Here is a 24,408-nt window from a genome sequence, read left to right as displayed (position 1 = left end):
TGAGAGGGATGGGTAGATGGGAATCGAGGAGAAGCTGCCGAGCGGCTTTCTGCTCACCACGGTGGAGAGTGCCGCGGGGTGGGTGAGAAAGGCCTCGGTCTTCCCGGCCACCTTCGGGTTGGCCTGCTGCGCCATCGAGATGATGACCACCGGCGCCGGCCGCTACGACCTGGCCCGGTTCGGCATGGAGGTCTTCCGCGGCTCGCCGCGGCAGGCCGACCTGATGATCGTGGCCGGGCGGGTGAGCCAGAAGATGGCCCCGGTGCTTCGCCAGGTCTACGACCAGATGGCCAATCCGAAGTGGGTCATCTCGATGGGCGTCTGCGCGTCCTCGGGCGGCATGTTCAACAACTACGCGATCGTCCAGGGCGTCGACCACATCGTCCCCGTGGACATCTACCTGCCGGGGTGTCCGCCCCGCCCGGAGATGCTGATGGACGCGATCCTCAAGCTGCACCAGAAGATCCAGCACGAGCCGCTCGGCGTGAACAAGCGGCGGGCCGAACTGGAGGCCGAGGAGCAGGCGCTGCACGCCACCCCGACCAGCGAGATGGGGGGGCTGCTGCGATGAGCGAGAGCGAGCAGGCACCCGGCGCCCCCGTGGTGCCGGAGACCCGCCAGGAGATCCCGGTCGAGGTGGTCGGCCGGCGCCAGGGCATGTTCGGCGCCCAGGGCAGCGGCGACACCTCCGGCTTCGGCGGCCTGGCCGCGGCCATCGTGCTGCCCGCGCCGGCCGAACGCCCGTACGGCGGCTGGTTCGACGAGGTGGCCGACGAGCTGGAGGGCGCGCTGGAGGAGCAGGGCCTCACGGTCTCCGAGGTGATCGAGAAGACCGTGGTCGACCGCGGCGAGCTGACCTTCCAGATCGCCCGCGAACACCTGCTGGCCACCGTGCGCACGCTGCGCGACGACCCCGCGCTGCGCTTCGAACTCTGCCTGGGCGTGAGCGGCGTGCACTACCCGGGCGAGGTGGGCCGCGAACTGCACGCGGTCTACCAGCTGCGCTCGATCACCCACACCCGGCTGATCCGCGTCGAGGTCACCGCCCCCGACGCCGACCCGCGGATCCCCTCGGTGGTCAGCGTCTACCCGACCAACGACTGGCACGAGCGGGAGACCTACGACTTCTTCGGCATCGTCTTCGAGGGCCACCCGGCGCTCACCCGGATCATGATGCCGGACGACTGGCTGGGCCACCCGCAGCGCAAGGACTACCCGCTCGGCGGCATCCCCGTCGAGTACAAGGGCGCCCAGATCCCGGCTCCCGACCAGCGGAGGTCGTACTCCTGATGAGCAGCACCGAATACGAGGCGGGAGCGCGCGAGACCACCGAGGGCCGGGTCTTCACCGTCACCGGTGGCGACTGGGGCGAGGTGGTCGAGGCCGTCGCCCGCGCCGACGACGAGCGGATCATCGTCAACATGGGTCCGCAGCACCCCTCCACCCACGGGGTGCTGCGCCTGATCCTGGAGATCGACGGCGAGACGGTGACCGAGGCCCGGTGCGGCATCGGCTACCTGCACACCGGCATCGAGAAGAACATGGAGTTCCGCTCCTGGGTGCAGGGCACCACCTTCGTCACCCGGATGGACTACCTCACCCCGATCTTCAACGAGACCGCCTACTGCCTGGCGGTGGAGAAGCTGCTCGGCATCACCGAGCAGATCCCGGACCGGGCCACCGTGATCCGGGTGCTGATGATGGAGCTCAACCGGATCTCCTCGCACCTGGTCTGCCTCGCCACCGGCGGCATGGAGATCGGCTCCACCACGCTGATGATCTACGGCTTCCGGGACCGCGAACTCATCCTGGACGTCTTCGAGCTCATCACCGGCCTGCGGATGAACCACGCGTACGTCCGCCCCGGCGGCCTGGCCCAGGACCTGCCCCCGGGCGCGGTGGACCAGATCCGCGAGGCCGTGAAGCTGTTCCGCTCCCGGATGCACGAGTACGACAAGCTGGCCACCGGCAACCCGATCTTCAAGGCCCGGCTGGTCGACGTCGGCCACCTCGACCTGGCCGGCTGCCTGGCGCTCGGCGCCACCGGCCCGATCCTGCGGGCCACCGGCCTGCCGCACGACCTGCGCAAGTCGGACCCGTACTGCGGTTACCAGGACTACGACTTCGAGGTGGCGGTCGCCGACACCGCGGACTCCTACGGGCGCTTCCTGATCCGCCTCGAGGAGATGCGCCAGTCGCTGCGGATCGTGGAGCAGTGCCTGGACCGGCTCGCTCCGGGCCCGGTCATGGTGGCCGACAAGAAGATCGCCTGGCCGGCCCAACTGGCCATCGGCCCGGACGGGATGGGCAACTCGCTGGACCACATCCGGAAGATCATGGGCACCTCCATGGAGGCCCTGATCCACCACTTCAAGCTGGTCACCGAGGGCTTCCGGGTCCCGGTCGGCCAGGCGTACACGGCCGTCGAGTCGCCCAAGGGCGAGCTGGGCGTGCACGTGGTGAGCGACGGCGGCACCCGCCCGTACCGGGTGCACTTCCGGGACCCGTCGTTCACCAATCTCCAGTCGATGGCGGCGATGTGCGAAGGCGGCCAAGTGGCTGACGTGATCGTGGCGGTGGCCGGGATCGACCCGGTGATGGGAGGCGTGGACAGGTGAGCCCCGATGTTCGAGCAGGCGGTGTTGAACTCGGCCTGCCGGCGCTGCCGGCCAAGCCGTACCCACCCGAGGTGCACACGCGCCTCGCCGCGGACGCGAAGGAGCTGATCGGGCGCTATCCGCAGGCCCGCTCCGCGCTGCTGCCGCTGCTGCACCTGGTCCAGGCCGAGGAGGGCTTCGTCAGCTCGACCGGGATCCGGTTCTGCGCCGAGCAGTTGGAGCTGACCACGGCCGAGGTCACCGCCGTCGCCACCTTCTACACCATGTACCGGCGCAGGCCGGCCGGGGAGTACCACGTGGGGGTGTGCACCAACACGCTCTGCGCGGTGCTCGGCGGCGACCAGATCTTCGCCGAACTGCAGGACCACCTCGGGATCAAGAACAACGAGACCACCGAGGACGGGCAGCTCTCCATCGAGCACATCGAGTGCAACGCGGCCTGCGACTACGCCCCGGTGGTGATGGTCAACTGGGAGTTCTTCGACAACCAGACCCCGCAGAGCGCCAAGCAACTGGTCGACGACCTGCGGGCGGGCGCCGAGGTGCGCCCCACCCGCGGCGCCAAGCTCTGCTCCTTCAAGGAGACCGCCCGGATCCTGGCCGGCTTCCCCGACGAGCGCCCCGGCGCGGTCGACGAGTCCGGTGCCGGCGGCGCCCCCTCGCTGGCCGGCCTGCGCCTGGCCAAGGGCGAGTCGCTGCCGGGCGCGCCCGGCGCCCGGGTGGTCGCGCCGCGAGCCGAAGGGCCGCGAGCCGAGGGGCCGCGAGCCGAAGGGACGGAGGCGTGATGTCCGCCACCGAGCCGGCCGAGAAGCTGCTCAGCCCCGTGCTCTCCGCCTCCTGGGACGACCACCGGCCGTGGTCGCTGGAGACGTACCGCCGCCACGACGGCTACCAGGGCCTGCGCAACGCCCTGGAGCTGGACCCGGACGCGCTGATCGCCCTGGTCAAGGAGTCCGGCCTGCGTGGCCGCGGCGGCGCCGGGTTCCCCACCGGCATGAAGTGGCAGTTCATCCCGCAGGGCGACGGCAAGCCGCACTACCTGGTCGTCAACGCGGACGAGTCGGAGCCGGGGACCTGCAAGGACATCCCGCTGCTCTTCGCCAATCCGCACGCGCTGATCGAGGGCATGATCATCGCCTCCTACGCGATCCGCTGCGACCACGCCTTCATCTACCTGCGCGGCGAGGTGGTGCCGGTGCTGCGCCGGCTGCACGCCGCCGTCGCGGAGGCCTACGAGGCGGGTTACCTCGGGCAGGACATCCTCGGTTCGGGGACCAACCTCGACATCACCGTGCACGCCGGCGCCGGCGCCTACATCTGCGGCGAGGAGACGGCGCTGCTCGACTCGCTGGAGGGCCGCCGCGGCCAGCCCCGGCTGCGGCCGCCGTTCCCGGCCATCGCGGGCCTCTACGCCTGCCCGACGGTGGTCAACAACGTCGAGTCGATCGCCTCGGTGCCGCCGATCCTGGTGCGCGGCAAGGAGTGGTTCACCTCGCTGGGCACCGAGAAGTCGCCCGGCTTCACCCTCTACTCGCTCTCCGGGCACGTCACCAACCCCGGGCAGTACGAGGCGCCGCTCGGTGTGACGCTCCGTCAGCTGCTGGAGGTCAGCGGCGGGGTCAGGGCCGGCCACCGGCTCAAGTTCTGGACCCCGGGCGGCAGTTCGACGCCGATGTTCACCGAGGAGCACCTCGATGTGCCGCTCGACTACGAGGGCGTGGGCGCGGCCGGCTCGATGCTCGGCACCAAGGCGCTGCAGATCTTCGACGAGACCACCTGCGTGGTCCGCGCTGTCACCCGGTGGACCGAGTTCTACGCCCACGAGTCCTGCGGCAAGTGCACCCCGTGCCGCGAAGGCACCTACTGGCTGGTCCAGTTGCTGAAGCGGATCGAGGCCGGGCAGGGCGCCCCGGGCGATCTGGAGAAGTTGCTGGACATCGCCGACAACATCAACGGCAAGTCGTTCTGCGCCCTGGGCGACGGCGCGGCCAGCCCGATCACCTCCTCGCTGCAGCACTTCCGCGCCGAGTACGAGCAGCACCTGGCCGAGCGCCGCTGCCCGTTCGATCCGGCCGCCGCCACCGTCTGGGCCGACGGCCGTCCGGCCAAGGCCCCCCAGCCCGCCACCGAGAGGGAGGTGCACGCGTGACCATCGCCGATCCGTCCACGGACCCGGCCAGGACCGCGGTCGAACTCGTCACGCTCACCATCGACGGCGTCGAGGTGCGGGTCCCCAAGGGCACCCTGGTGATCCGGGCGGCCGAGCAGATCGGCACCCAGGTGCCGCGGTTCTGCGACCACCCGCTGCTCGACCCGGCCGGCGCCTGCCGCCAGTGCATCGTGGAGATCGAGGGCCAGCGCAAGCCGGTCGCCTCCTGCACGATCCCGGTCGCCGAGGGCATGGTGGTGCGCACCCAGGTCAGCTCGCCGGTCGCCGAGAAGGCGCAGCGCGGCGTGATGGAGCTGCTGCTGATCAACCACCCGCTGGACTGCCCGGTCTGCGACAAGGGCGGCGAGTGCCCGCTGCAGAACCAGGCGATGTCCACCGGCGCGGCCGACTCGCGCTTCGAGGGCATGAAGCGGACCTACGAGAAGCCGCTGCCGATCAGCAGCCAGGTGCTGCTGGACCGGGAGCGCTGCGTGCTCTGCGCCCGCTGCACCCGCTTCTCGCAGCAGATCGCCGGCGACCCGTTCATCGACCTGGTGGAGCGCGGCGCGCTGCAGCAGGTCGGCATCGGCGAGGGCGACGACTTCGAGTCGTACTTCTCCGGCAACACCATCCAGATCTGCCCGGTCGGCGCCCTCACCTCGGCCGCCTACCGGTTCCGCTCCCGCCCCTTCGACCTGGTCTCCTCGCCGAGCGTCTGCGAGCACTGCTCGGCCGGCTGCGCGCAGCGCACCGACCACCGGCGCGGCAAGGTGCTGCGCCGCCTGGCCGGCGAGGACCCCGAGGTCAACGAGGAGTGGAACTGCGACAAGGGCCGGTTCGCCTTCCGCTACGCCCAGCAGCGCGACCGGCTGACCACCCCGCTGGTGCGCGACCGGGAGAGCGGCGAACTGGTGCCGGCCTCCTGGCCGCAGGCGCTGGCCGCGGCCGCCGAGGGCCTGGCCGGCTCCCGCACCGCGGTGCTGACCGGCGGCCGGGTGACGGTGGAGGACGCCTACGGCTACGCCAAGTTCGCCCGGGTGGTGCTCGGCACCAACGACGTGGACTTCCGGGCCCGCCCGCACAGCGGTGAGGAGGCGGACTTCCTGGCCGCCGTCGTGGCCGGGCGCGGCGTGGACCTCGGCGGCACCGGCACCACCTACCGCGACCTGGAGGCCGCGCCCGCCGTGCTGCTGGCCGGGTTCGAGCCGGAGGAGGAGTCGCCGATCGTCTTCCTGCGGCTGCGCAAGGCGAGCCGCACCGGCCTGAAGGTCTTCGCGATCGCCGACCACCGCTCGCGGGGCCTGCACAAGCTCGGCGGCGCGCTGCTGCCCGCCGCCCCCGGCACCGAGGCCGAGTGGCTCGGCGCGCTGACCGCCGAGGAGCCGCTGAGCGACGAGGCCGGCCAGGCCGCGCGACTGCTGCGCCGGCCCGGCTCGGTGATCCTGGTGGGCGAGCGGCTGGCCCAGACGGCCGGCGCGCTCACCTCGGCGCTGCGCCTGTCGCACGCCACCGGCGCCAGGCTCGCCTGGATCCCGCGCCGGGCCGGCGAGCGCGGCGCGCTGGAGGCCGGCGCCCTGCCGGGCCTGCTGCCCGGCGGCCGTCCGCTCGGCGTCCCGGCCGCCCGCGCCGAGGCCGCCGCGGCCTGGGGGGTGGCCGAACTGCCGGCCCGCCCCGGGCGCGACACCGGCCAGATCCTGGCTGCGGCCGCGCACGGCGACCTGGACGCGCTGGTGATCGGCGGGGTCGACCCCGGCGACCTGCCGGACCCGCAGCTGGCCGAGGAGGCGCTGAGCCGGGTCGGCTTCGTGCTCTCGCTGGAGCTGCGGCCCTCGGCGGTCACCGCCCACGCCGACGTGGTGCTGCCGGTGGCCGCGGTCGCCGAGAAGGCCGGCACCTTCCTGGACTGGGAGGGCCGGGTGCGGCTCTTCGAGGCCGCGCTGAAGCCCGACCAGCAGATGGGCCGTCACCTGCACTCGGACGTGCGGGTGCTGAACATGCTGGCGGACGCGCTCGGCCACCGGCTGGGCCTGCCCGACGTCCGGGCCGCCCGGCGCGAACTGGACGCCTTCACCCCGTGGGACGGCGACCGCCCCACCGCCCCGGCCGGCCACCCGGCGCCGCTGCCCCGGCCCGCCACCGGGCAGGCCGTGCTGGCGGGTTGGCGGCTGCTGCTGGACCTCGGCACCCTCCAGCAGGGTGACGAGCACCTGGCTGGCACCCGGCACGCCGCCGTCGCCCGGCTCTCGCCCGGCACCGCCGCCGAGATCGGGGCGGGCGAGCGGCTGCGGGTCAGCGGTCCGGCGGGCTCGCTGGTGCTGCCGCTGGAGCTCACCGCGGAGATGCCCGACCGCACGGTCTGGCTGCCGCTCAATTCCACCGGAGCGGGCGTGTACCGCTCGCTCGGCACCACGGTCGGCCACCTGGTGACCATCGCCCCGGCAGGAGGGGAGGACTGATGACAGGCCTGGAACTCGCCGCCAGTTACGAGACGCTCGGCTTCTTCGGGCGCGACCCGTGGTGGCTGGTGATCATCAAGGCGGTCTTCTGCTTCGCCTTCCTGCTGATCACCGTGCTGGTCTCGATCGTCTGGGAGCGCAAGGTCGTCGCCTGGATGCAGCTGCGGATCGGCCCCAACCGGCACGGCCCCTGGGGTCTGCTGCAGTCGCTGGCCGACGGGGTCAAGCTCGCCCTCAAGGAGGACCTGGTGGTCTCCGGGGCGGACAAGGTGGTCTACATCCTGGCCCCGGTGGTCTGCGCGATCCCGGCCTTCATGGCGATCGCGGTGATCCCGTTCGGCCCGGCCGACAACGAGATCTCGATCTTCGGCACCCGCACCCCGATGCAGCTCACCGACCTGCCGGTGGCCCTGCTCTACATCCTGGCCACCGCCTCGATCGGGATCTACGGCATCGTGCTGGCCGGCTGGTCCTCGGGTTCGACCTACCCGCTGCTCGGCGGGCTGCGCTCCTCGGCCCAGATGATCTCCTACGAGATCGCGATGGGGCTCTCCTTCGCGGCGGTCTTCATCTACTCCGGCTCGATGTCCACCTCGCAGATCGTCGAATCCCAGCAGCCCACCTGGTTCGCGGTGCTGCTGCCGGTCTCCTTCATCGTCTACGTCATCGCGATGGTCGGGGAGACCAACCGGGCGCCGTTCGACCTGCCCGAGGCGGAGGGCGAGCTGGTCGGCGGCTTCAACACCGAGTACAGCTCGCTGAAGTTCGCGATGTTCATGCTGGCCGAGTACGTCAACATGGTCACCGTCTCGGCGGTCGCCAGCACCCTCTTCCTGGGCGGCTGGCGGGCCCCGTGGCCGATCTCCACCTTCTGGGCCGGCGCCAACCACGGCTGGTGGCCGCTGCTCTGGATCGTGATCAAGATCCAGCTGCTGCTCTTCTTCTTCATCTGGCTCCGCGGCACGCTGCCCCGGCTGCGCTACGACCAGTTCATGAAGCTCGGCTGGAAGGTGCTGATCCCGGTCTCGCTGGTCTGGCTGGTGATGGTGGCCAGTGTCCGGGCGCTGCGCAACGAGGGCTACGGCTTCGGCAACGTGGTGCTCTACGTGGGCGCGCCGGTGGCCGCGCTGCTGCTGCTCTCGCTGCTCTGGGACGGCATGCGGACCAAGGAGCCCAAGGCGAGGCAGTTCCAGCCGGTCGAGGAGTTCGACCCGATGGCGGGTGGCTACCCCGTCCCGCCGCTGCCCGGCCAGCAGCTGCCCCCGGTGCCGCGCCGGCGCAGCCGGGTGCCCAAGGCGGTTCCCGTGGAGCCGCTCCAGGACGCGCTGAACGGCGCCAACCATTCCGAGGGGAGCTGAACCGAGATGCCAGAGATGCCAGAGTCAGAGGACAAGCCGTCGCTGCTGGGCCCGGCCGCCGGCTTCGGCGTGACCTTCACGGCCATGTTCAAGAAGCGGCTGACCGAGCAGTACCCGGAGCAGAAGAAGCCCACCGCGCCCCGCTTCCACGGCCGCCACCAGCTCAACCGCCACCCGGACGGGCTGGAGAAGTGCGTCGGCTGCGAGCTGTGCGCCTGGGCCTGCCCGGCGGACGCGATCTACGTGGAGGGCGCCGACAACACCGAGGAGGAGCGCTACTCCCCGGGTGAGCGCTACGGCGCGGTCTACCAGATCAACTACGCCCGCTGCATCCTGTGCGGGCTGTGCATCGAGGCCTGCCCCACCCGCGCGCTGACCATGACCAACGAGTACGAACTCGCCGACTCCTCGCGGGCCGACCTGATCTTCACCAAGGAGCAGTTGCTCTCCGGGCTGACCGAGGGCATGGTCGAGGCGCCGCACGCGCTCTTCCCGGGCACCGACGAGGGCGCCTACTACCGGGGCGAGGTCACCGAGGCCGCGCCCGGCACCGTCACCCAGGAGCGGCACCAGACGGAGGTGGGCTCATGACCTCCACCGGCGAAGCGGTCCAGTTCTGGGTGCTCGCGGTGATCGCGGTCGGCGGCGCGCTGGGCATGCTGACCATGCGCAAGGCGGTGCACAGCGCGCTCTGCCTGGCCGCCACCATGCTCGCGCTCGCGGTCTGCTACCTGGCCCAGGGCGCGGTCTTCCTGGGCGTGGTGCAGATCGTGGTCTACACCGGCGCGATCATGATGCTCTTCCTCTTCGTGGTGATGCTGGTCGGCGTCACCTCGGCCGACTCCCTCAAGGAGCAGCTGAAGGGCCAGCGGGCCGCCGCCGTGCTCTGCGGCCTGGGCTTCGGGGCGCTGCTGATCGCGGGCATCGCCCACGCCCGGCTCGGCCACTTCACCGGCCTGGCCGAGGCCAACGCCGCCGGCAACGTGCAGGGCCTGGCCCAGCTGCTCTTCACCAAGTACGTCTGGGCCTTCGAGGTCACCGGCGCGCTGCTGATCACCGCGGCGGTCGGCGCGATGGTGCTCACCCACCGCGAGCACGTCCAGCAGCCCAGCACCCAGCGGGAGTTGGCGGCCCAGCGGATCCGGGAGAACAAGCAGATCCCGCCGCTGCCGGCCCCCGGCGTCTACGCCCGGCACAACGCGGTCGACATCGCGGGCCTGCTGCCGGACGGCACGATCGCCGAGGACTCGGTGATGGCCACCCTGCGCGAGCGCGGCCAGATCCGCGACGTCAGCCAGGACATGCTGCGGCGGATGGCCGAGCTGGAGAACACCAGCGCCGACTGGCTGGGCCGTCCCTCCTCCGAGCGCCCGGTGCCGGCCCAGCCGCGCCCGGCCCTGGAGACCGTCCCGACGAAGGAACCGAAGGAGGACGCGGAGTGAATCCGGTCAACTACCTGTACCTCGCCGCCCTGCTGTTCACCATCGGCGCCTCCGGGGTGCTGATCCGGCGCAACGCGATCGTCCTGTTCATGTGCGTGGAGCTGATGCTCAACGCCTCCAACCTGGCCCTGGTCACCTTCTCCCGACTGCAGGGCACGCTGGACGGCCAGATCCTGGCCTTCTTCACCATGGTGGTCGCGGCGGCCGAGGTCGTGGTGGGCCTGGCGATCATCGTGAGCATCTTCCGGACCAGGCACTCGGCTTCGGTCGATGACAGCAACCTGATGAAGCTGTAGGGGCCCAGGTGAACTCTCTCATCCCGCTGCTCATCGCGGCGCCGCTGCTCGGCGCTGCCGTGCTGCTGCTCGGCGGCCGCGCCCTCGACCGGTTCGGCCACTGGCTGGGCACGTTCGCGGCGCTGCTCTCCTTCGTCTTCGCGGCGCTGCTCTTCTTCTCGATGCTGGGCCGCGGCGTCGACCAACGGCCGGTCTCCGTCCACCTGTTCACCTGGATCCCGGTGGCCGGCTTCCAGGCCGACGTGGCCTTCCAGCTCGACCAGCTCTCGATGACCTTCGTGCTGCTGATCACCGGCGTCGGCACCCTGATCCACGTCTACTCCACGGGCTACATGGCCCACGACGAGCGCCGCCGCCGCTTCTTCGGCTACCTCAACCTCTTCCTGGCCGCCATGCTGCTGCTGGTGCTGGCGAACAACTACCTGCTGCTGTACGTCGGGTGGGAGGGGGTGGGCCTCGCCTCGTACCTGCTGATCGGCTTCTGGCAGCACAAGCCGAGCGCGGCCACCGCGGCCAAGAAGGCCTTCATCGTCAACCGGGTCGGCGACGTGGGCCTGTCCATCGCGATCATGCTGATGTTCACCCAGTTCGGCAGTTTCACCTTCGGCCCGGTCTTCGACACCGTGCACCAGGCGAGCTCCGGGCGGCTGACCGCGATCGGGCTGCTGCTGCTGCTGGCGGCCTGCGGCAAGTCGGCCCAGGTGCCGCTGCAGAGCTGGCTCGGCGACGCGATGGAGGGCCCGACCCCGGTCTCCGCGCTGATCCACGCGGCCACCATGGTGACCGCCGGCGTCTACCTGATCACCCGGTCGAACGCGATCTTCAACCGGGCGCCGGACGCCCAGCTCGCGGTGGTCTGCGTCGGCGCCGTGACGCTGATCTTCGGGGCGATCGTCGGTTGCGCCAAGGACGACATCAAGAAGGCGCTGGCCGGCTCGACCATGTCGCAGATCGGCTACATGATCCTGGCGGCGGGCCTGGGCCCGATCGGCTACGTCTTCGCGATCATGCACCTGGTCACCCACGGCTTCTTCAAGGCCGGGCTCTTCCTCGGCGCCGGATCGGTCATGCACGGCATGAACGACGAGGTGAACATGCGCCACTACGGCGGCCTGCGCAAGTACCTGCCGATCACCTACGTCACCTTCGGGCTCGGCTACCTGGCGATCATCGGGTTCCCCGGGCCGTCCGGCTTCTGGTCCAAGGACAAGATCATCGAGGCGGCCTTCGCCAAGGGCGGCACCGAGGGCTGGATCCTCGGCCTGGTCACCCTGCTCGGCGCGGCCATCACCGCGTTCTACATGACCCGGGTGATGATCCTGACCTTCTTCGGCGAGAAGCGCTGGCAGCCGGACGCCGAGGGCCACCAGCCGCACCCGCACGAGTCGCCGAAGTCGATGACCGTCCCGATGGTCGTGCTGGCCGTCGGCTCGGTCCTCGCGGGCGGCCTCTTCACCCTGAACAACTCCTTCCAGCACTGGCTGGAGCCGGTCACCGGCTTCAGCGAGGGCGACTCGCCGCTGCCCGGCTGGGCCGTCATGACCCTGAGCATCGCCTGCATGCTGGCCGGTGTCGCCCTCGCCATCCAGATGTACGCGCGCTCCCCGATCCCGGTCACCCCGCCGGTCGGCTCCGCGCTCACCCGGGCGGCCCGCCGCGACCTGCTGCAGGACGACTTCAACCACGCCGCCCTGGTGCGCCCCGGCTCCGCGCTCACCGCCGCGCTCGTCTACTTCGACAGCAGGGGGCTGGACGGCTTCGTCAACGGCCTGGCCGCGAGCATCGGCGGCATCTCCAGCCGGCTGCGCCGGGTGCAGAACGGCTACGTCCGCTCCTACGCCCTCTCCATGTTCGGCGGCACGCTGGTCCTGGTCGCCACCACCCTCCTGATGAGGTCGGTATGAAAGACATGACACATCGTCAGGAGGCCCGGCCATGAGCTACCTGCTGACCGTCACCTGCGCCGTCCCCGCCGCCGGGGCGATCCTCACCGCCGCGCTGCCCGCCGGCACCAGCGAGGCCCGGCGGCGCACCACCAAGGCGGTCGCGCTCGGCGTCTCCGCCGTCACGCTGGCGCTCACCGCGCTGGTGGCCGCCGACTTCGAGCCGGGCGGCGCGCGCTACCAGCTCACCGAGTCGCACAGCTGGATCCGCTCCTTCGGGATCAACTTCTCGCTCGGCGTGGACGGCATCGGCGCGGTGCTGGTGCTGCTCACCGCCGTGCTGGTGCCGCTGGTGATGCTGGCCTCCTGGCACGACGCCGACCCTCCCTCCTTGCCCGCCAACGGGCAGGAGGGGCCCATCCCCCGCCCGGACGCCGGCTCCGAGGGCCAGTCGTTCGAGAACAGGCGCCGCACCCAGGGCTTCTTCGCCCTGATCCTGGCCGTCGAGGCGATGGTGCTCGTCTCCTTCCTGGCCACCGACGTCTTCCTGTTCTACGTCTTCTTCGAAGCCATGCTGATCCCGATGTACTTCCTGATCGGCGGCTTCGGCGACCGCACCGGCGGCCCCGAGGCGGCCCGCCAGCGCACCTACGCCGCGGTCAAGTTCCTGCTCTACAACCTGCTCGGCGGCCTGGTCATGCTGGCCGCCGTGATCGGCCTGTACGTGATCGCGCAGCAGCAGGGCCAGGGCACCTTCGACCTGCAGGCGCTCACCTCGGCGGTGGCCGACGGCAAGCTGGTGATCAACCCGACCGCCGAGCGCGCGCTCTTCCTCGGCTTCTTCTTCGCCTTCGCCGTGAAGGCCCCGCTCTGGCCGCTGCACACCTGGCTGCCGAACGCGATGGGCGAGTCCACCGCCGGTACCGCGGTGCTGATCACCGCGGTGGTCGACAAGGTCGGCACCTTCGCGATGCTCCGCTTCTGCCTGGGCCTCTTCCCGGACGCCTCGAAGTTCTTCGCCCCCGCGATCCTGGTGCTCTCGGTGGTCGGGATCATCTACGGCGCGCTGCTGGCGGTGGGTCAGAAGGACATCAAGCGGCTGGTCGCCTACGCCTCGATCTCGCACTTCGGCTTCATCATCATGGGCATCTTCGCGATGACCAGCCAGGGCCAGAGCGGCGCCACCCTCTACATGGTCAACCACGGCATCTCCACCGCCCTGCTGATGCTGGTCGCCGGGTTCCTGATCTCGCGCCGGGGCTCGCGCCTGATCGCCGACTTCGGCGGCGTGCAGAAGGTGGCCCCGGTGCTGGCCGGCACCTTCCTGATCGGCGGCCTGGCCACCCTCTCGCTGCCGGGCCTGGCGCCCTTCGTCAGCGAGTTCCTGGTCCTGGTCGGCACCTTCAGCCGCTACCCGGCGCTCGGCGTGATCGCCACCCTGGGCATCGTGCTGGCCGCGCTCTACGTGCTGGTGCTCTACCAGCGCACCATGACCGGCCCGGTCAAGGAGCCGGTCAGCAGGATGCCCGACCTGAAGGCGCGCGAACTGCTGGTGGCGGCCCCGCTGATCGCCCTGACCGTGGCCCTGGGGGTCTACCCCAAGCCGCTCACCGACCTGGTCAACCCGGCCGTGGCCGACACCCTCTCCCAGGTCCACCGGACCGACCCGGCCCCGGCCCACCCGGTGGCCATCCCTGCCGGAGGTGCGCAGCAGTGAGTGTCTCCCCCCTTCACAGCGCCTTGTCCGGACCTGGCGCCCTGTCCGGTCACAGCGCCCTGTCCGGCCACAGCGCCCTGTCCGGCCACAGCGCCTGGGCCGCGCACGGCGCCGCGCTGGCGGCGGCCGGCGGCAACACGCCGAGCATCCCGGCGCCGCAGATCGAGTACGGCCAGCTCTCGCCGATGCTGATCGTCTTCGGCGCGGCCGTCCTGGGCATCCTGGTGGAGGCCTTCGTGCCCCGCCGGGCCCGCTACGCCGCCCAGGTGAGCCTGGCGCTGACCGGTCTGGCCGGCGCCTTCATCGCCCTGGTGGTGCTCGCCACCCAGGGCTACGCCACCACCAAGTCCGGCCTGGTGGCGATGGGCTCGGTCGCGATCGACGGCCCCGCGCTCTTCCTGCAGGGCGTGATCCTGCTGGCCGCCGCGCTCTCCGTGCTGCTCTACGCCGAGCGGCGCCTGGACCCGCGCCCCGAGGGCGTGCCGCGCGACGCCTTCACCGCCCAGGGCGCGGCGAGCCCCGGCAGCGAGCAGGAGCGGCAGGCCACCCGGGCGGGCTTCGCCTCCACCGAGGTCTACCCGCTCACCCTGTTCGCGGTCGGCGGCATGCTGCTCTTCCCGGCGGCCAACGACCTGCTGACCATGTTCGTGGCGCTGGAGGTCTTCTCGCTGCCGCTCTACCTGCTCTGCGCGCTGGCCCGCCGGCGCCGGCTGCTCTCGCAGGAGGCCGCGGTCAAGTACTTCCTGCTCGGCTCCTTCGCCTCGGCCTTCTTCCTCTTCGGCAGCGCGCTGCTCTACGGCTACTCCGGCTCGTTCCGGCTGCCGGAGATCCGCGACGTGGTCTCCGGCACCGCCCCGGTCACCCCGGCGCTCGCCGTCAGCACCCAGAACGACGCGCTGCTGTTGATCGGCCTGGCGATGGTCGGGGTCGGCCTGCTCTTCAAGGTCGGCGCCGTCCCGTTCCACGCCTGGACCCCGGACGTCTACCAGGGCGCCCCGACCCCGGTGACCGGCTTCATGGCCGCGGCCACCAAGGTCGCCGCCTTCGGCGCGCTGCTGCGCCTGTTCTACGTGGCCTTCCCCGGGCTGCGCTGGGACTGGCGCCCGGTGATGTGGGGTGTGGCGATCCTCACCATGGTGGTCGGCGCGATCCTCGCGGTGACCCAGCAGGACGTGAAGCGGCTGCTGGCGTACTCCTCGATCGCGCACGCCGGGTTCATCCTGACCGGCGTGATCGCCACCAACCAGCAGGGGCTGAGCGCGGTCCTCTTCTACCTGCTCGCCTACTCCTTCGTCACGCTGGGCGCCTTCGCCGTGGTCACCCTGGTCCGCGACTCCAAGGGCGAGGCCACCCACCTGTCCAGCTGGGCCGGGCTGGGGCGGCGCTCGCCGCTGCTCGCGGCGGTCTTCGCGCTCTTCCTGCTCTCCTTCGCCGGGATCCCGCTGACCAGCGGCTTCACGGGGAAGTTCGCGGTCTTCCAGGCCGCGGCGGCGGGCGGGGCCACGCCGCTGGTGATCGTCGGTGTGCTGAGCTCGGCGGTCGCCGCGTTCTTCTACATCCGGGTGATCGTGCTGATGTTCTTCTCCGACCCGCAGCCGAACGGCCCGGCGGTGGCGATCCCCAGCGTCTTCACCACGATGGCGATCTCGCTCGGGGTGATCGTCACGCTGGGCCTGGGACTGCTGCCGCAGTACTTCCTGGACCTGGCCTCCAAGGCGGCCGTCTTCGCGCACTGAGGGCGGGCCCGGGACGCGCGGCGAGCCCGCGCACCGGGCCCGCGCACCGGGTCCGGGGCGGTCACCGCCGTGGACCCGGTGCGATCTTCGCCGCGTACCCGCACGCCCGTACAGTGATCCACTCGTGACCGGATACGCTGCTGGGGATGGCAGCGGCCGCAACAGGGACCGGACCGCATGATCGACCGGCGACAGGAGTGGTCTTCGTGACCGTCGTGGAACCCTTCGGGCTCAGCGTGCAGGACCGCGATCTGACCCGTGACGTCCAGGCCGGGCTGGAGGCGGTGGAGGCCGCCATGGCCGAGGCCGTGCAGAGCGACCGGCCGCTGATCGCCATCACCGCCAACCACCTGATCCAGGCCGGCGGCAAGCGCTTCCGTCCGCTGCTGGTGATGCTGGCCGCCCAGTTCGGCGACCCGACCGCGCCCGGCGTGGTGCCGGCCGCCGTGGTGGTCGAGCTGACCCACCTGGCCACGCTCTACCACGACGACGTGATGGACGAGGCGCCGGTGCGCCGGGGCGTGCCCACCGTGAACGCCCGCTGGGACAACTCGGTGGCCATCCTGACCGGCGACTTCCTCTTCTCCCGGGCCTCCCAGGTGCTCTCCGACCTGGGCCCCGAGGCGGTGCGGATCCAGGCCGACGCCTTCGAGCGGCTGGTCACCGGCCAGATCCTGGAGACCGCGGGGCCCGCGCTGGGCGAGGACCCGCTGGCCCACTACCTGGCCGTGCTCTCCGGCAAGACCGGCGCGCTGATCGCCGTCTCCGGCCGCTTCGGCGCGCTGATGTCCGGCGCCGAGCCCTGGGTGGTGGAGATCCTCACCCAGTACGGCGAGAAGATGGGCATCGCCTTCCAGCTCGCCGACGACGTGCTGGACATCGCCAGCGACGGCCACGAGTCCGGCAAGACCCCCGGCACCGACCTGCGCGAGGGCGTGCCCACGCTGCCGGTGCTGCTGCTGGAGTCGATGCCGGTGGACGAGAGCGACCCCGAGGACGCCCGGCTGCGCGAGCTGCTCCAGCAGGACCTGACGGACGACCAGCGGCACGCCGAGGCGCTGCGCCTGCTGCGCCGCCACCCCGCGCTGGAGCGCGCCCGCCGCGAGACGCTGGGCTACGCCGAGGAGGCCCGCGCGCTGCTGGCCCCGCTGCCCGAGTGCCCGGCCAAGGCGGCCCTGCAGGGGCTCTGCGACGCGGTGGCGATCCGCACCATGTGACGCGGTGGAGATCCGCACCAGGTGAGGATCCGTACCATGTGAGCTGACCGTCACCGGCTCCGGGGGAGAAGCACCATGCTGCGCGTCGTCATCGCCGAGGACTCGGTCCTGCTCAGGGAGGGCCTGATCCGCCTGCTCACCGACCGCGGCCTGGAGGTGGTCGCGGGCGTGGGCGACGGCGAGGCGCTGATCAGCACCATCAAGGAGCTGGCCGGCGCGGGCGCGCTGCCCGACGTGGTGGTGGCCGACGTGCGGATGCCGCCCACCCACACCGACGAGGGCGTGCGGGCCTGCGTGACGCTGCGCGCGGCCTACCCGGAGCTGGGCGTGCTGGTGCTCTCCCAGCACGTGGAGCAGCAGTACGCCGCGGAGTTGCTGGCCGGCTCCACCCGGGGGGTGGGCTACCTGCTCAAGGACCGGGTGGCCGAGGTGCGCGAGTTCGTGGACGCGGTGGTCCGGGTGGCCGGCGGCGGCACCGCGCTGGACCCCGAGGTGGTCCAGCAGCTGCTCAGCCGCAGCCGCAAGGGTGACGTGCTGGCCGGGCTGACCCCGCGTGAGCGCGAGGTGCTCGGCCTGATGGCCGAGGGCCGGACCAACGCCGCGGTGGCCAAGCAGCTGGTGGTCTCGCCCGGCGCGGTGGAGAAGCACGTGAGCAACATCTTCCTCAAGCTGGGCCTGGCGCAGAGCCCCGAGGACCATCGCCGGGTGCTCGCGGTGCTCACGTACCTGAACTCCTGACCGGTCGCCCGGACACCTGCTCGGACACCTGCTCGGACACCTGATCGGCCACCTGCTCGGACGCCTGATCGGCCACCCGGGTACCCCTGGGGCGTGTACGGAATACGCGGCGCCGCTGCTTTGCTCTAGTTACAGCCCAGGGATTCGCGACCCGCATAGGATGCGATCGGTGCACCAGGCGGACGGGGCACACGGCTCACGCCCGCGGCTGGTACCCCTGAGGGAGGTTCGCGGCAGTGACCAGCGAGGTCGATCAGGCAGAGGCAGTGAGCGGCGACCCGGACACGCCGGACGGCCGAGCAGTACCGGGCGCGCCCCGGCCAACCAAGCCCGTGCGGCAGCTGGACCGGGTGATCATCCGCTTCGCCGGGGACTCCGGCGACGGCATGCAGCTCACCGGGGACCGCTTCACCTCCGAGACCGCCTCCTTCGGCAACGACCTCTCGACGCTGCCGAACTTCCCGGCCGAGATCCGCGCCCCCCAGGGCACCCTGCCGGGTGTCTCCAGCTTCCAGCTGCACTTCGCCGACCACGACATCCTCACCCCGGGCGACGCGCCGAACGTGCTGGTCGCGATGAACCCGGCGGCACTGCGGGCCAACCTGCCCGACCTGCCGCGCGGCGCCGAAATCATCGTCGACACCGACGAGTTCACCAAGCGGGCGCTGGCGAAGGTGGGCTACGCCGCCGACCCGCTGGCGGACGGTTCGCTGGACGGCTTCCACCTGCACAGGGTGCCGCTGACCACCCTCACCCTGGAGGCGCTCAAGGAGAGCGGACTGGCCCGCAAGGACGCCGAGCGGGCCAAGAACATGTTCGCGCTCGGGCTGCTCTCCTGGATGTACCACCGCCCCACCGCCGGGACGGAGAAGTTCCTGCGGCAGAAGTTCGCCAAGAAGCCGCAGATCGCCGAGGCCAACATCCTCGCCTTCAAGGCGGGGTGGAACTTCGGCGAGACCACCGAGGACTTCGCGGTCTCCTACGAGGTGGCGCCGGCCAGGCTGCCGGTCGGCACCTACCGCAACATCTCCGGCAACCTGGCGCTCTCCTACGGCCTGATCGCGGCCGGGCAGCGCTCGGGCCTGCCGGTCTTCCTCGGCTCCTACCCGATCACCCCCGCCTCGGACATCCTGCACGAGCTCTCCAAGCACAAGAACTTCGGCGTGCGCACCTTCCAGGCCGAGGACGAGATCGCCGGGATCGGCGCGGCGCTGGGCGCGGCCTTCGGCGGCGCGCTCGGGGTGACCACCACCTCGGGCCCCGGGGTGGCGCTCAAGTCGGAGACCATCGGCCTGGCGGTCTCGCTCGAACTGCCGCTGCTGGTGGTGGACATCCAGCGCGGCGGCCCCTCCACCGGGCTGCCCACCAAGACCGAGCAGGCCGACCTGCTGCAGGCGATGTTCGGGCGCAACGGCGAGGCCCCGGTGCCGATCGTGGCGCCGGCCACCCCGGCCGAGTGCTTCACCGCCGCGCTGGAGGCGGCCCGGATCGCGGTGACCTACCGCACCCCGGTGCTGCTCCTCTCCGACGGCTACCTGGCCAACGGCTCGGAGCCCTGGCGGATCCCCGGCGTGGACGAACTCCCGGTGATCGAGCCGGACTTCGCCACCGGGCCGAACACCCCCGAGGGCGAGTTCTGGCCCTACAAGCGCGACCCGCTGACGCTGGCGCGGCCGTGGGCGGTGCCCGGCACCGCCGGCCTGGAGCACCGGATCGGCGGCATCGAGAAGCAGGACGGCACCGGCAACATCTCCTACGACCCGGCCAACCACGACCTGATGGTCCGCACCCGGCAGGCCAAGGTCGACGGCATCGCGGTGCCGCCGATCGAGGTCGACGACCCGGACGGCGAGGCCGGGGTGCTGGTGATCGGCTGGGGCTCCACCTACGGGCCGATCACCGCCGCGGTGCGCCGGGTGCGGGCCGACGGCGGCCGCATCGCCCAGGCGCACCTGCGCAATCTCAACCCCTTCCCGGCCAACCTGGGCCAGGTGCTGGGGAGTTACGACAAGGTCATCGTGCCCGAGATGAACCTCGGCCAGCTCGCCCTGCTGCTGCGGGCCAAGTACCTGGTGGACGCGCAGTCCTACAACCAGGTGCGCGGACTGCCCTTCAAGGCGGCGCAGTTGGCGGACGTGCTGCGGGCGGCGATCGGGACACTGGACGGGAGCGCGGGCGATGAGTGAGCAGCGTGCGACGAACGGGCTGCCTTCGCTGCGGCTGGTGCCCAAGGCCGAAGCGCCGCAGAGCGCCAAGGACTTCAAGACCGACCAGGAGGTGCGCTGGTGCCCCGGCTGCGGGGACTACGCGATCCTGGCCGCCGTGCAGTCCTTCATGCCGGAGCTGGGCATCCGCCGGGAGAACACGGTCTTCGTCTCCGGGATCGGCTGCTCCTCCCGGTTCCCGTACTACATGAACACCTACGGGGTGCACTCGATCCACGGCCGCGCCCCGGCGATCGCCACCGGCCTGGCCTCCTCCCGGCAGGACCTGAGCGTCTGGGTGGTCACCGGCGACGGCGACGCGCTCTCGATCGGCGGCAACCACCTGATCCACGCGCTGCGCCGCAACGTCAACCTGAAGATCCTGCTCTTCAACAACCGGATCTACGGCCTGACGAAGGGTCAGTACTCGCCCACCTCGGAGCTCGGCAAGATCACCAAGTCCACCCCGATGGGCTCGCTGGACGCGCCGTTCAACCCGCTCTCGCTGGCGATCGGAGCCGAGGCCACCTTCGTGGCCCGCACCATCGACTCCGACCGCAAGCACCTGACCTCGGTGCTGCGCGCGGCCGCCGAGCACCAGGGCACCGCGCTGGTGGAGATCTACCAGAACTGCAACATCTTCAACGACGGCGCCTTCGAGGTGCTCAAGGACCCGGGCACCGCCGAGCGGGCGCTGATCCGCCTGACGCACGGGGAGCCGATCACCTTCGCCGGCCAGGGCGTCTTCCGCGACCCGGCCACCGGCGAGCTGGCCGTCGCGGAGCTCACCGAGGCCAACCAGTCCCAGGTCCTGGTGCACGACGCGCACGCGGCGAGCCCGGTGGCCGCCTTCGCGCTCTCCCGCCTGGCCGACAACGACACCCTGCACCACACCCCGATCGGCGTGCTGCGCAGCGTCCGGCGCCCGGTCTACGACACGCTGATGGCCGACCAGCTGGCCACCGCCGTGCGGCAGAAGGGCGCCGGTGACCTGGCCGCGCTGCTCGCCGGGCCGGACACCTGGACGGTCGCCTGACCCGGGCGCCGGGCGCCCCTCGCCCGACCGCGGGCCCCGGCGGTGACCCAGGTCACCGCCGGGGCAAGGTGGTTGCCCGGCGGTCGGGGCAGCTGGCACGCTGAGCCGTGTGATCGACTCCGCGGCGTTCCCGGCCGACCCGTTCCCGGCCGACCCGTCCTCGGCCGACCCGTTCCCGGCCGACCCGTCCTCGGCCGACCCGCTTCAGGCCGACCCGTTCCTGGAGCACCGGCGCCTGCTCTTCGGCGCCGCCTACCGGCTGCTGGGCAGCGTCGCGGACGCCGAGGACGTGCTGCAGGACGCCTGGCTCAAGTGGGCCGCGGTGGACCAGGCGGCCATCGCGCACCCGAAGGCCTACCTGGTGAAGACGGTCACCAACCTGGCGCTCACCCGGCTCACCTCCGCCCGGGCCAGGCGCGAGGCCTATGTCGGCCCCTGGCTGCCGGAGCCGCTGCTCACCGATCCGGCCCTGGCCGCGCCCGACGCGGGCCGGCACGCCGAACTCGCGGACTCCGTCTCACTGGCGATGCTCGTGGTGCTGGAGACGCTCAGTCCGCTGGAGCGCGCGGTCTTCGTCCTGCGCGAGGTCTTCGCCTACAGCAACGCCGAGATCGCCGAGGCGCTGGGCCGCAGCGAGGCGGCCGTGCGGCAGACCGCGCACCGGGCCAAGGCGCACGTGGAGGCCCGCCGCCCGCGCTTCGAGACCGACCCGGGCGAGCGGCGCCGGGTCACCGAGCGCTTCCTGGCCGCCTGCGTGAGCGGGGACGCGGCGCGGGTGATGGAGCTGCTGGCGCCCGACGTGATCTCCTGGTCCGACGGCGGCGGCGTGGTGCGCGCCGCCCGCCGACCGCTCTACGGGCCCGACCACGTGGCGCGCTGGCTGATCGGGGTGATGGCCAAGCCGGAGATGGCGGGCGTGCTGCCCGGCTTCGCCTGGTTCAACGGCGAGGAGGGGGTGATCTTCGGCAGGGACGGCATCCCGCGGGGCGCGCTCAGCCTGGAGGTGCGCGACGGCCGGGTGCACGGGCTGCGCGCACAGCTCAACCCCGAGAAGCTGGCCGGCCTTCGCGGAGCCACCCCCTGGGAGGGGAGGGCGCCGGACGGCGCGTAGCCTCGGGCCGGGAACGAGGGACCGAGGGGGAACCGTGGCGCTGGTGGCGGTATTTCTGCTGGGCTGCGTGGTGATGGGCCTGATCGGCCAGGCGCGTGGCGCGCGGCGGACGGCGCGGAGGGCGCTGGAGTCGGCCGAGCGGGCCGAGCGGTTGGCCGCTGACGCGGTGTCGGCGCTCGCGGAGCTCAGGGCGGCCGAGCGGTCGGCGGCGGTGCGGGAGGCGGTGCGGGAGGCGGTGCCGGTCGATCGGGTGGTGCTCACCAAGGCCCCGGCCCCGGGGCGGGAGCAGCTGATGGCGGTGCTGCACACCGAGCTGGTCCAGGTGCTCGGGCGGCGCGCGGCCGACGAGTTGCGAGCGCTGCCGGTGGCTGCGCCTGTGGACGCGGTGCCCGCGGACGCCGTGCCCGCGGTTGCCGTGCCCGTGGACGCCGTGCCCGTGGACGCTGTGCCCGTGGTTGCCGTGCCCGCGGACGCGGTGCCGAGGCCCGCCCCGCCCGCCGAGGGCGACCTGCCGCGCCTGGTGCCGGTCACCGGCCCGCGCGACTCCGTCGGCGGCCTCCCCGAGGCCCGGCCCGGTGAGCGCTTCCACTACTCCGGCGTCCGGACCGGCGAGGGCGAGGAGGAGTTCCCGATCGACTGGCCCGAGCCCGGTGCCGTCGCCATCGCGGAGGTCGTGGTCGAGGCGGAGTTCATGGTGACCGTCGTCCCGATGACCCGCACCCGCACCCGGGTCCACACCCACCCCCGGGTCGCCGCCGCCTGGGGCTACGAGGGCCAGATCCGGGCGCGGGGGCTGCTGACCCAGGAGATGACCCATCTCAAGGTGGAGTCGCGGGAGGGCGCGTCGAGCTGGTCGGTGTGGCTGCGCGGCCCCTCGGAGCTGGACGAGCTGCTGGACGAGCGCCAGGGCAGCGGCAGCCCGATCCTCGCGGTGCGTCCGCGGGGCCCGGTCGAGGTGGTGGCACACGCCAAGTCCCGCTCATGGAGCCTGCGGTTCGTCTGCGGCTGCTGGGCGGGCGACAAGTGCGCATGTACGACGAGGGGGCTCGGCTACACGACCAACTACGTCAGCGCCTGCGGCGAAGCCATCGAGGTGCTCACCGTCCCGCGCCCGGGCCTGCTCGTGGTCACCATGGACGAGGAGACCGACCCCTGGCGCCTGCGCGTCCGCGCGGTCGGCTCCGAGCGCGACGAGGACTGAGCGCGACGAGGACTGAGTCGCGCGTAGTCTCTGGCGCGAACGAGGTCGCGGAACACCGCGGAGTACAGGGGGAGCCGTGCTGGTCGTCGTCGCTTTTCTGCTGGGCTGTGTCGTGACGGGGCTGCTGGTGCAGCTGCTGGGGGTCGGCAAGGCGGCGAGGCGCGCGGCCGAGGCCGCGGAGGAGACGCGGCGCCTGGTGGCCGAGCGGGTGCCAGGCGCGATCGCGCCCGTGCCCGCGCTCGTCCCGGCGCTCGTGCCGGTGCCGGTGCCGGTGCCCAAGGCCGAGCCCGGCCCTGCCCTTGAACCCGAGGATGCGCCGGTGCCCAAGCCTGCCCCCGCGCCCAAGCCTGCCCCCGCGCCCAAGCCTGCCCCCGCGCCCAAGCCTGCCCCTGCGCCCAAGGCCGCGCCCAAGGCCGCGCCCAAGGCCGCTCCTGAGCCCGAGCCCGAGCCCGAGGCCGTCCCCGCGCCCCCGGCCAAGCGCAAGCCCAAGGCCAAGCCGCCCGCCCCGGCCCGACAGGACGTCATCCGGAGCGTTCCCAAGGCCCGGCCCGGTGAGCGCTTCCACTACTCGGGCGTGCTGACCGGTCCGAGCGGCAAGCGGTTGCCGATCGAGTGGCCCGAGCCGGGCGCCGTCGCGGTGGCCGAGGCGGTGGGCCTGACAGAGAGCTACCTGTCGGTCTCACCGGTGGTCGGGGATGACAAGCACCAGGCGTTCCTGAGGGTCTTCGGCCACGACCGCGCCCCGGTCCGTGCCCGGGGATTGCTGACCCCGGACATGACCCACCTGGAGCTCTACACGAGTGACGGAATCACCGAGTGGTCCGTCCGCCTGTTTCCCGCCGCCGAGCTGGACGAGCTGGCAGGCGACCGGTCCGGCGCGGGCCCGTTGATCGTGGCCGTGCGCTCCGGGTACCCGGCGGAGGTGGCGGTGAAGGTCACCTCCGGCTCCTGGAGTCTGCAGTTCGTCTGCGGCTGCTGGGCCGGTGACCTGTGCGTCTGCGGGGTGATCGACGGGTTCGACCAGGCGGCTCCGGCGGTCCTGGGCCGGCGTGCGGGCAGCGAGGTGCTCGCCGCCCCGCGTCCGGGCCTGCTGGTGCTCAAGACGGAGAAGCCGACCGACCGTTGGAGCCTGAGCCGGCGGCCCGTCGACGCGCCTCCCGTCGACGCGCCTCCCGTCGACGCGCCCTCCGTCGACGTGCCGCCCGTCAAGGGCTGAGCGGTCGGGTGGACCTGTCATGACCAAAAT

The 24,408-nt window shown here is 72.0% G+C and carries 20 protein-coding genes; all 20 read left to right on the top strand.

Annotation, left to right across the window (positions count from 1 at the left end; genetic code table 11):
• Positions 1 to 16: 16 nt before the first annotated feature.
• The 20 genes from OG455_RS17165 to OG455_RS17070 all read left to right on the top strand — a co-directional run bounded on the left by OG455_RS17165 (position 17) and on the right by OG455_RS17070 (position 24,378).
• Positions 17 to 571, top strand: a complete 555-nt coding sequence (locus OG455_RS17165) for an NADH-quinone oxidoreductase subunit B family protein (RefSeq protein ID WP_266294603.1) — start codon at positions 17 to 19, stop codon at positions 569 to 571.
• Positions 568 to 1,290 carry an NADH-quinone oxidoreductase subunit C gene (locus tag OG455_RS17160; RefSeq protein WP_266294601.1) on the top strand — a complete coding sequence of 241 codons (723 nt, stop codon included), beginning with the start codon at positions 568 to 570 and terminating at the stop codon, positions 1,288 to 1,290. Before OG455_RS17165 ends, OG455_RS17160 begins: the two co-directional genes overlap by 4 nt.
• Entirely contained in the window at positions 1,290 to 2,618 is a 1,329-nt protein-coding gene (locus OG455_RS17155) for an NADH-quinone oxidoreductase subunit D (protein WP_266294599.1), read from the top strand. Before OG455_RS17160 ends, OG455_RS17155 begins: the two co-directional genes overlap by 1 nt.
• Positions 2,615 to 3,403, top strand: coding sequence for an NADH-quinone oxidoreductase subunit NuoE (nuoE, locus tag OG455_RS17150; protein ID WP_266294597.1), 789 nt, complete (start codon positions 2,615 to 2,617; stop codon positions 3,401 to 3,403). The genes OG455_RS17155 and nuoE overlap by 4 nt, the downstream gene beginning before the upstream one ends.
• Positions 3,403 to 4,767, top strand: coding sequence for an NADH-quinone oxidoreductase subunit NuoF (gene nuoF, locus OG455_RS17145; RefSeq protein WP_266294595.1), 1,365 nt, complete (start codon positions 3,403 to 3,405; stop codon positions 4,765 to 4,767). The genes nuoE and nuoF overlap by 1 nt, the downstream gene beginning before the upstream one ends.
• Entirely contained in the window at positions 4,764 to 7,223 is a 2,460-nt protein-coding gene (locus OG455_RS17140) for an NADH-quinone oxidoreductase subunit G (RefSeq protein ID WP_266294593.1), read from the top strand. Before nuoF ends, OG455_RS17140 begins: the two co-directional genes overlap by 4 nt.
• Entirely contained in the window at positions 7,223 to 8,581 is a 1,359-nt protein-coding gene (gene nuoH, locus OG455_RS17135; protein WP_266294591.1) for an NADH-quinone oxidoreductase subunit NuoH, read from the top strand. The genes OG455_RS17140 and nuoH overlap by 1 nt, the downstream gene beginning before the upstream one ends.
• Before the next feature lie 15 nt (positions 8,582 to 8,596).
• Positions 8,597 to 9,172: an NADH-quinone oxidoreductase subunit NuoI gene (gene nuoI, locus OG455_RS17130; protein WP_266294589.1), complete on the top strand. Its 576-nt coding sequence runs from the start codon at positions 8,597 to 8,599 to the stop codon at positions 9,170 to 9,172.
• Positions 9,169 to 10,023, top strand: a complete 855-nt coding sequence (locus tag OG455_RS17125) for an NADH-quinone oxidoreductase subunit J (protein WP_266294587.1) — start codon at positions 9,169 to 9,171, stop codon at positions 10,021 to 10,023. Before nuoI ends, OG455_RS17125 begins: the two co-directional genes overlap by 4 nt.
• The gene (gene nuoK / locus OG455_RS17120; RefSeq protein WP_266294585.1) at positions 10,020 to 10,319 is read left to right on the top strand and encodes an NADH-quinone oxidoreductase subunit NuoK; all 300 of its coding nucleotides are present in this window, start codon (positions 10,020 to 10,022) and stop codon (positions 10,317 to 10,319) included. Before OG455_RS17125 ends, nuoK begins: the two co-directional genes overlap by 4 nt.
• Positions 10,320 to 10,327: 8 nt before the next feature.
• A complete protein-coding gene (gene nuoL / locus OG455_RS17115; RefSeq protein WP_266294583.1) occupies positions 10,328 to 12,223 on the top strand; it encodes an NADH-quinone oxidoreductase subunit L in 1,896 nt (631 codons plus the stop codon).
• Between the two features lie 31 nt (positions 12,224 to 12,254).
• On the top strand, positions 12,255 to 13,919 hold the full coding sequence (locus tag OG455_RS17110) for an NADH-quinone oxidoreductase subunit M (protein WP_266294581.1): 1,665 nt from the start codon (positions 12,255 to 12,257) through the stop codon (positions 13,917 to 13,919).
• A 116-nt stretch (positions 13,920 to 14,035) separates the two neighbouring features.
• Positions 14,036 to 15,655, top strand: a complete 1,620-nt coding sequence (nuoN, locus tag OG455_RS17105; RefSeq protein WP_266300842.1) for an NADH-quinone oxidoreductase subunit NuoN — start codon at positions 14,036 to 14,038, stop codon at positions 15,653 to 15,655.
• Between the two features lie 206 nt (positions 15,656 to 15,861).
• Positions 15,862 to 16,872 (top strand): polyprenyl synthetase family protein, encoded by a 1,011-nt coding sequence (locus OG455_RS17100; RefSeq protein WP_266294580.1) that lies wholly within the window; start codon positions 15,862 to 15,864, stop codon positions 16,870 to 16,872.
• Positions 16,873 to 16,950: 78 nt separating this feature from the next.
• Complete coding sequence (locus OG455_RS17095; protein WP_266300841.1) at positions 16,951 to 17,610, top strand: response regulator transcription factor; 660 nt, start codon at positions 16,951 to 16,953, stop codon at positions 17,608 to 17,610.
• 332 nt (positions 17,611 to 17,942) lie between these two features.
• Entirely contained in the window at positions 17,943 to 19,796 is a 1,854-nt protein-coding gene (locus OG455_RS17090; RefSeq protein ID WP_266300840.1) for a 2-oxoacid:acceptor oxidoreductase subunit alpha, read from the top strand.
• The gene (locus OG455_RS17085; protein WP_266294579.1) at positions 19,789 to 20,850 is read left to right on the top strand and encodes a 2-oxoacid:ferredoxin oxidoreductase subunit beta; all 1,062 of its coding nucleotides are present in this window, start codon (positions 19,789 to 19,791) and stop codon (positions 20,848 to 20,850) included. The genes OG455_RS17090 and OG455_RS17085 overlap by 8 nt, the downstream gene beginning before the upstream one ends.
• 220 nt (positions 20,851 to 21,070) lie before the next feature.
• The gene (locus tag OG455_RS17080; RefSeq protein ID WP_266300839.1) at positions 21,071 to 21,961 is read left to right on the top strand and encodes an RNA polymerase sigma-70 factor; all 891 of its coding nucleotides are present in this window, start codon (positions 21,071 to 21,073) and stop codon (positions 21,959 to 21,961) included.
• A gap of 43 nt (positions 21,962 to 22,004) precedes the next feature.
• Positions 22,005 to 23,162, top strand: a complete 1,158-nt coding sequence (locus tag OG455_RS17075; RefSeq protein WP_266294578.1) for a hypothetical protein — start codon at positions 22,005 to 22,007, stop codon at positions 23,160 to 23,162.
• A gap of 76 nt (positions 23,163 to 23,238) precedes the next feature.
• A complete protein-coding gene (locus tag OG455_RS17070; RefSeq protein ID WP_266294576.1) occupies positions 23,239 to 24,378 on the top strand; it encodes a hypothetical protein in 1,140 nt (379 codons plus the stop codon).
• Positions 24,379 to 24,408: the final 30 nt, after the last annotated feature.

The organism is Kitasatospora sp. NBC_01287 (genome assembly GCF_026340565.1).
In the GTDB taxonomy this organism is placed as follows: Bacteria; Actinomycetota; Actinomycetes; order Streptomycetales; family Streptomycetaceae; genus Kitasatospora.
This window is presented reverse-complemented; position numbering and strand designations above follow the sequence as displayed.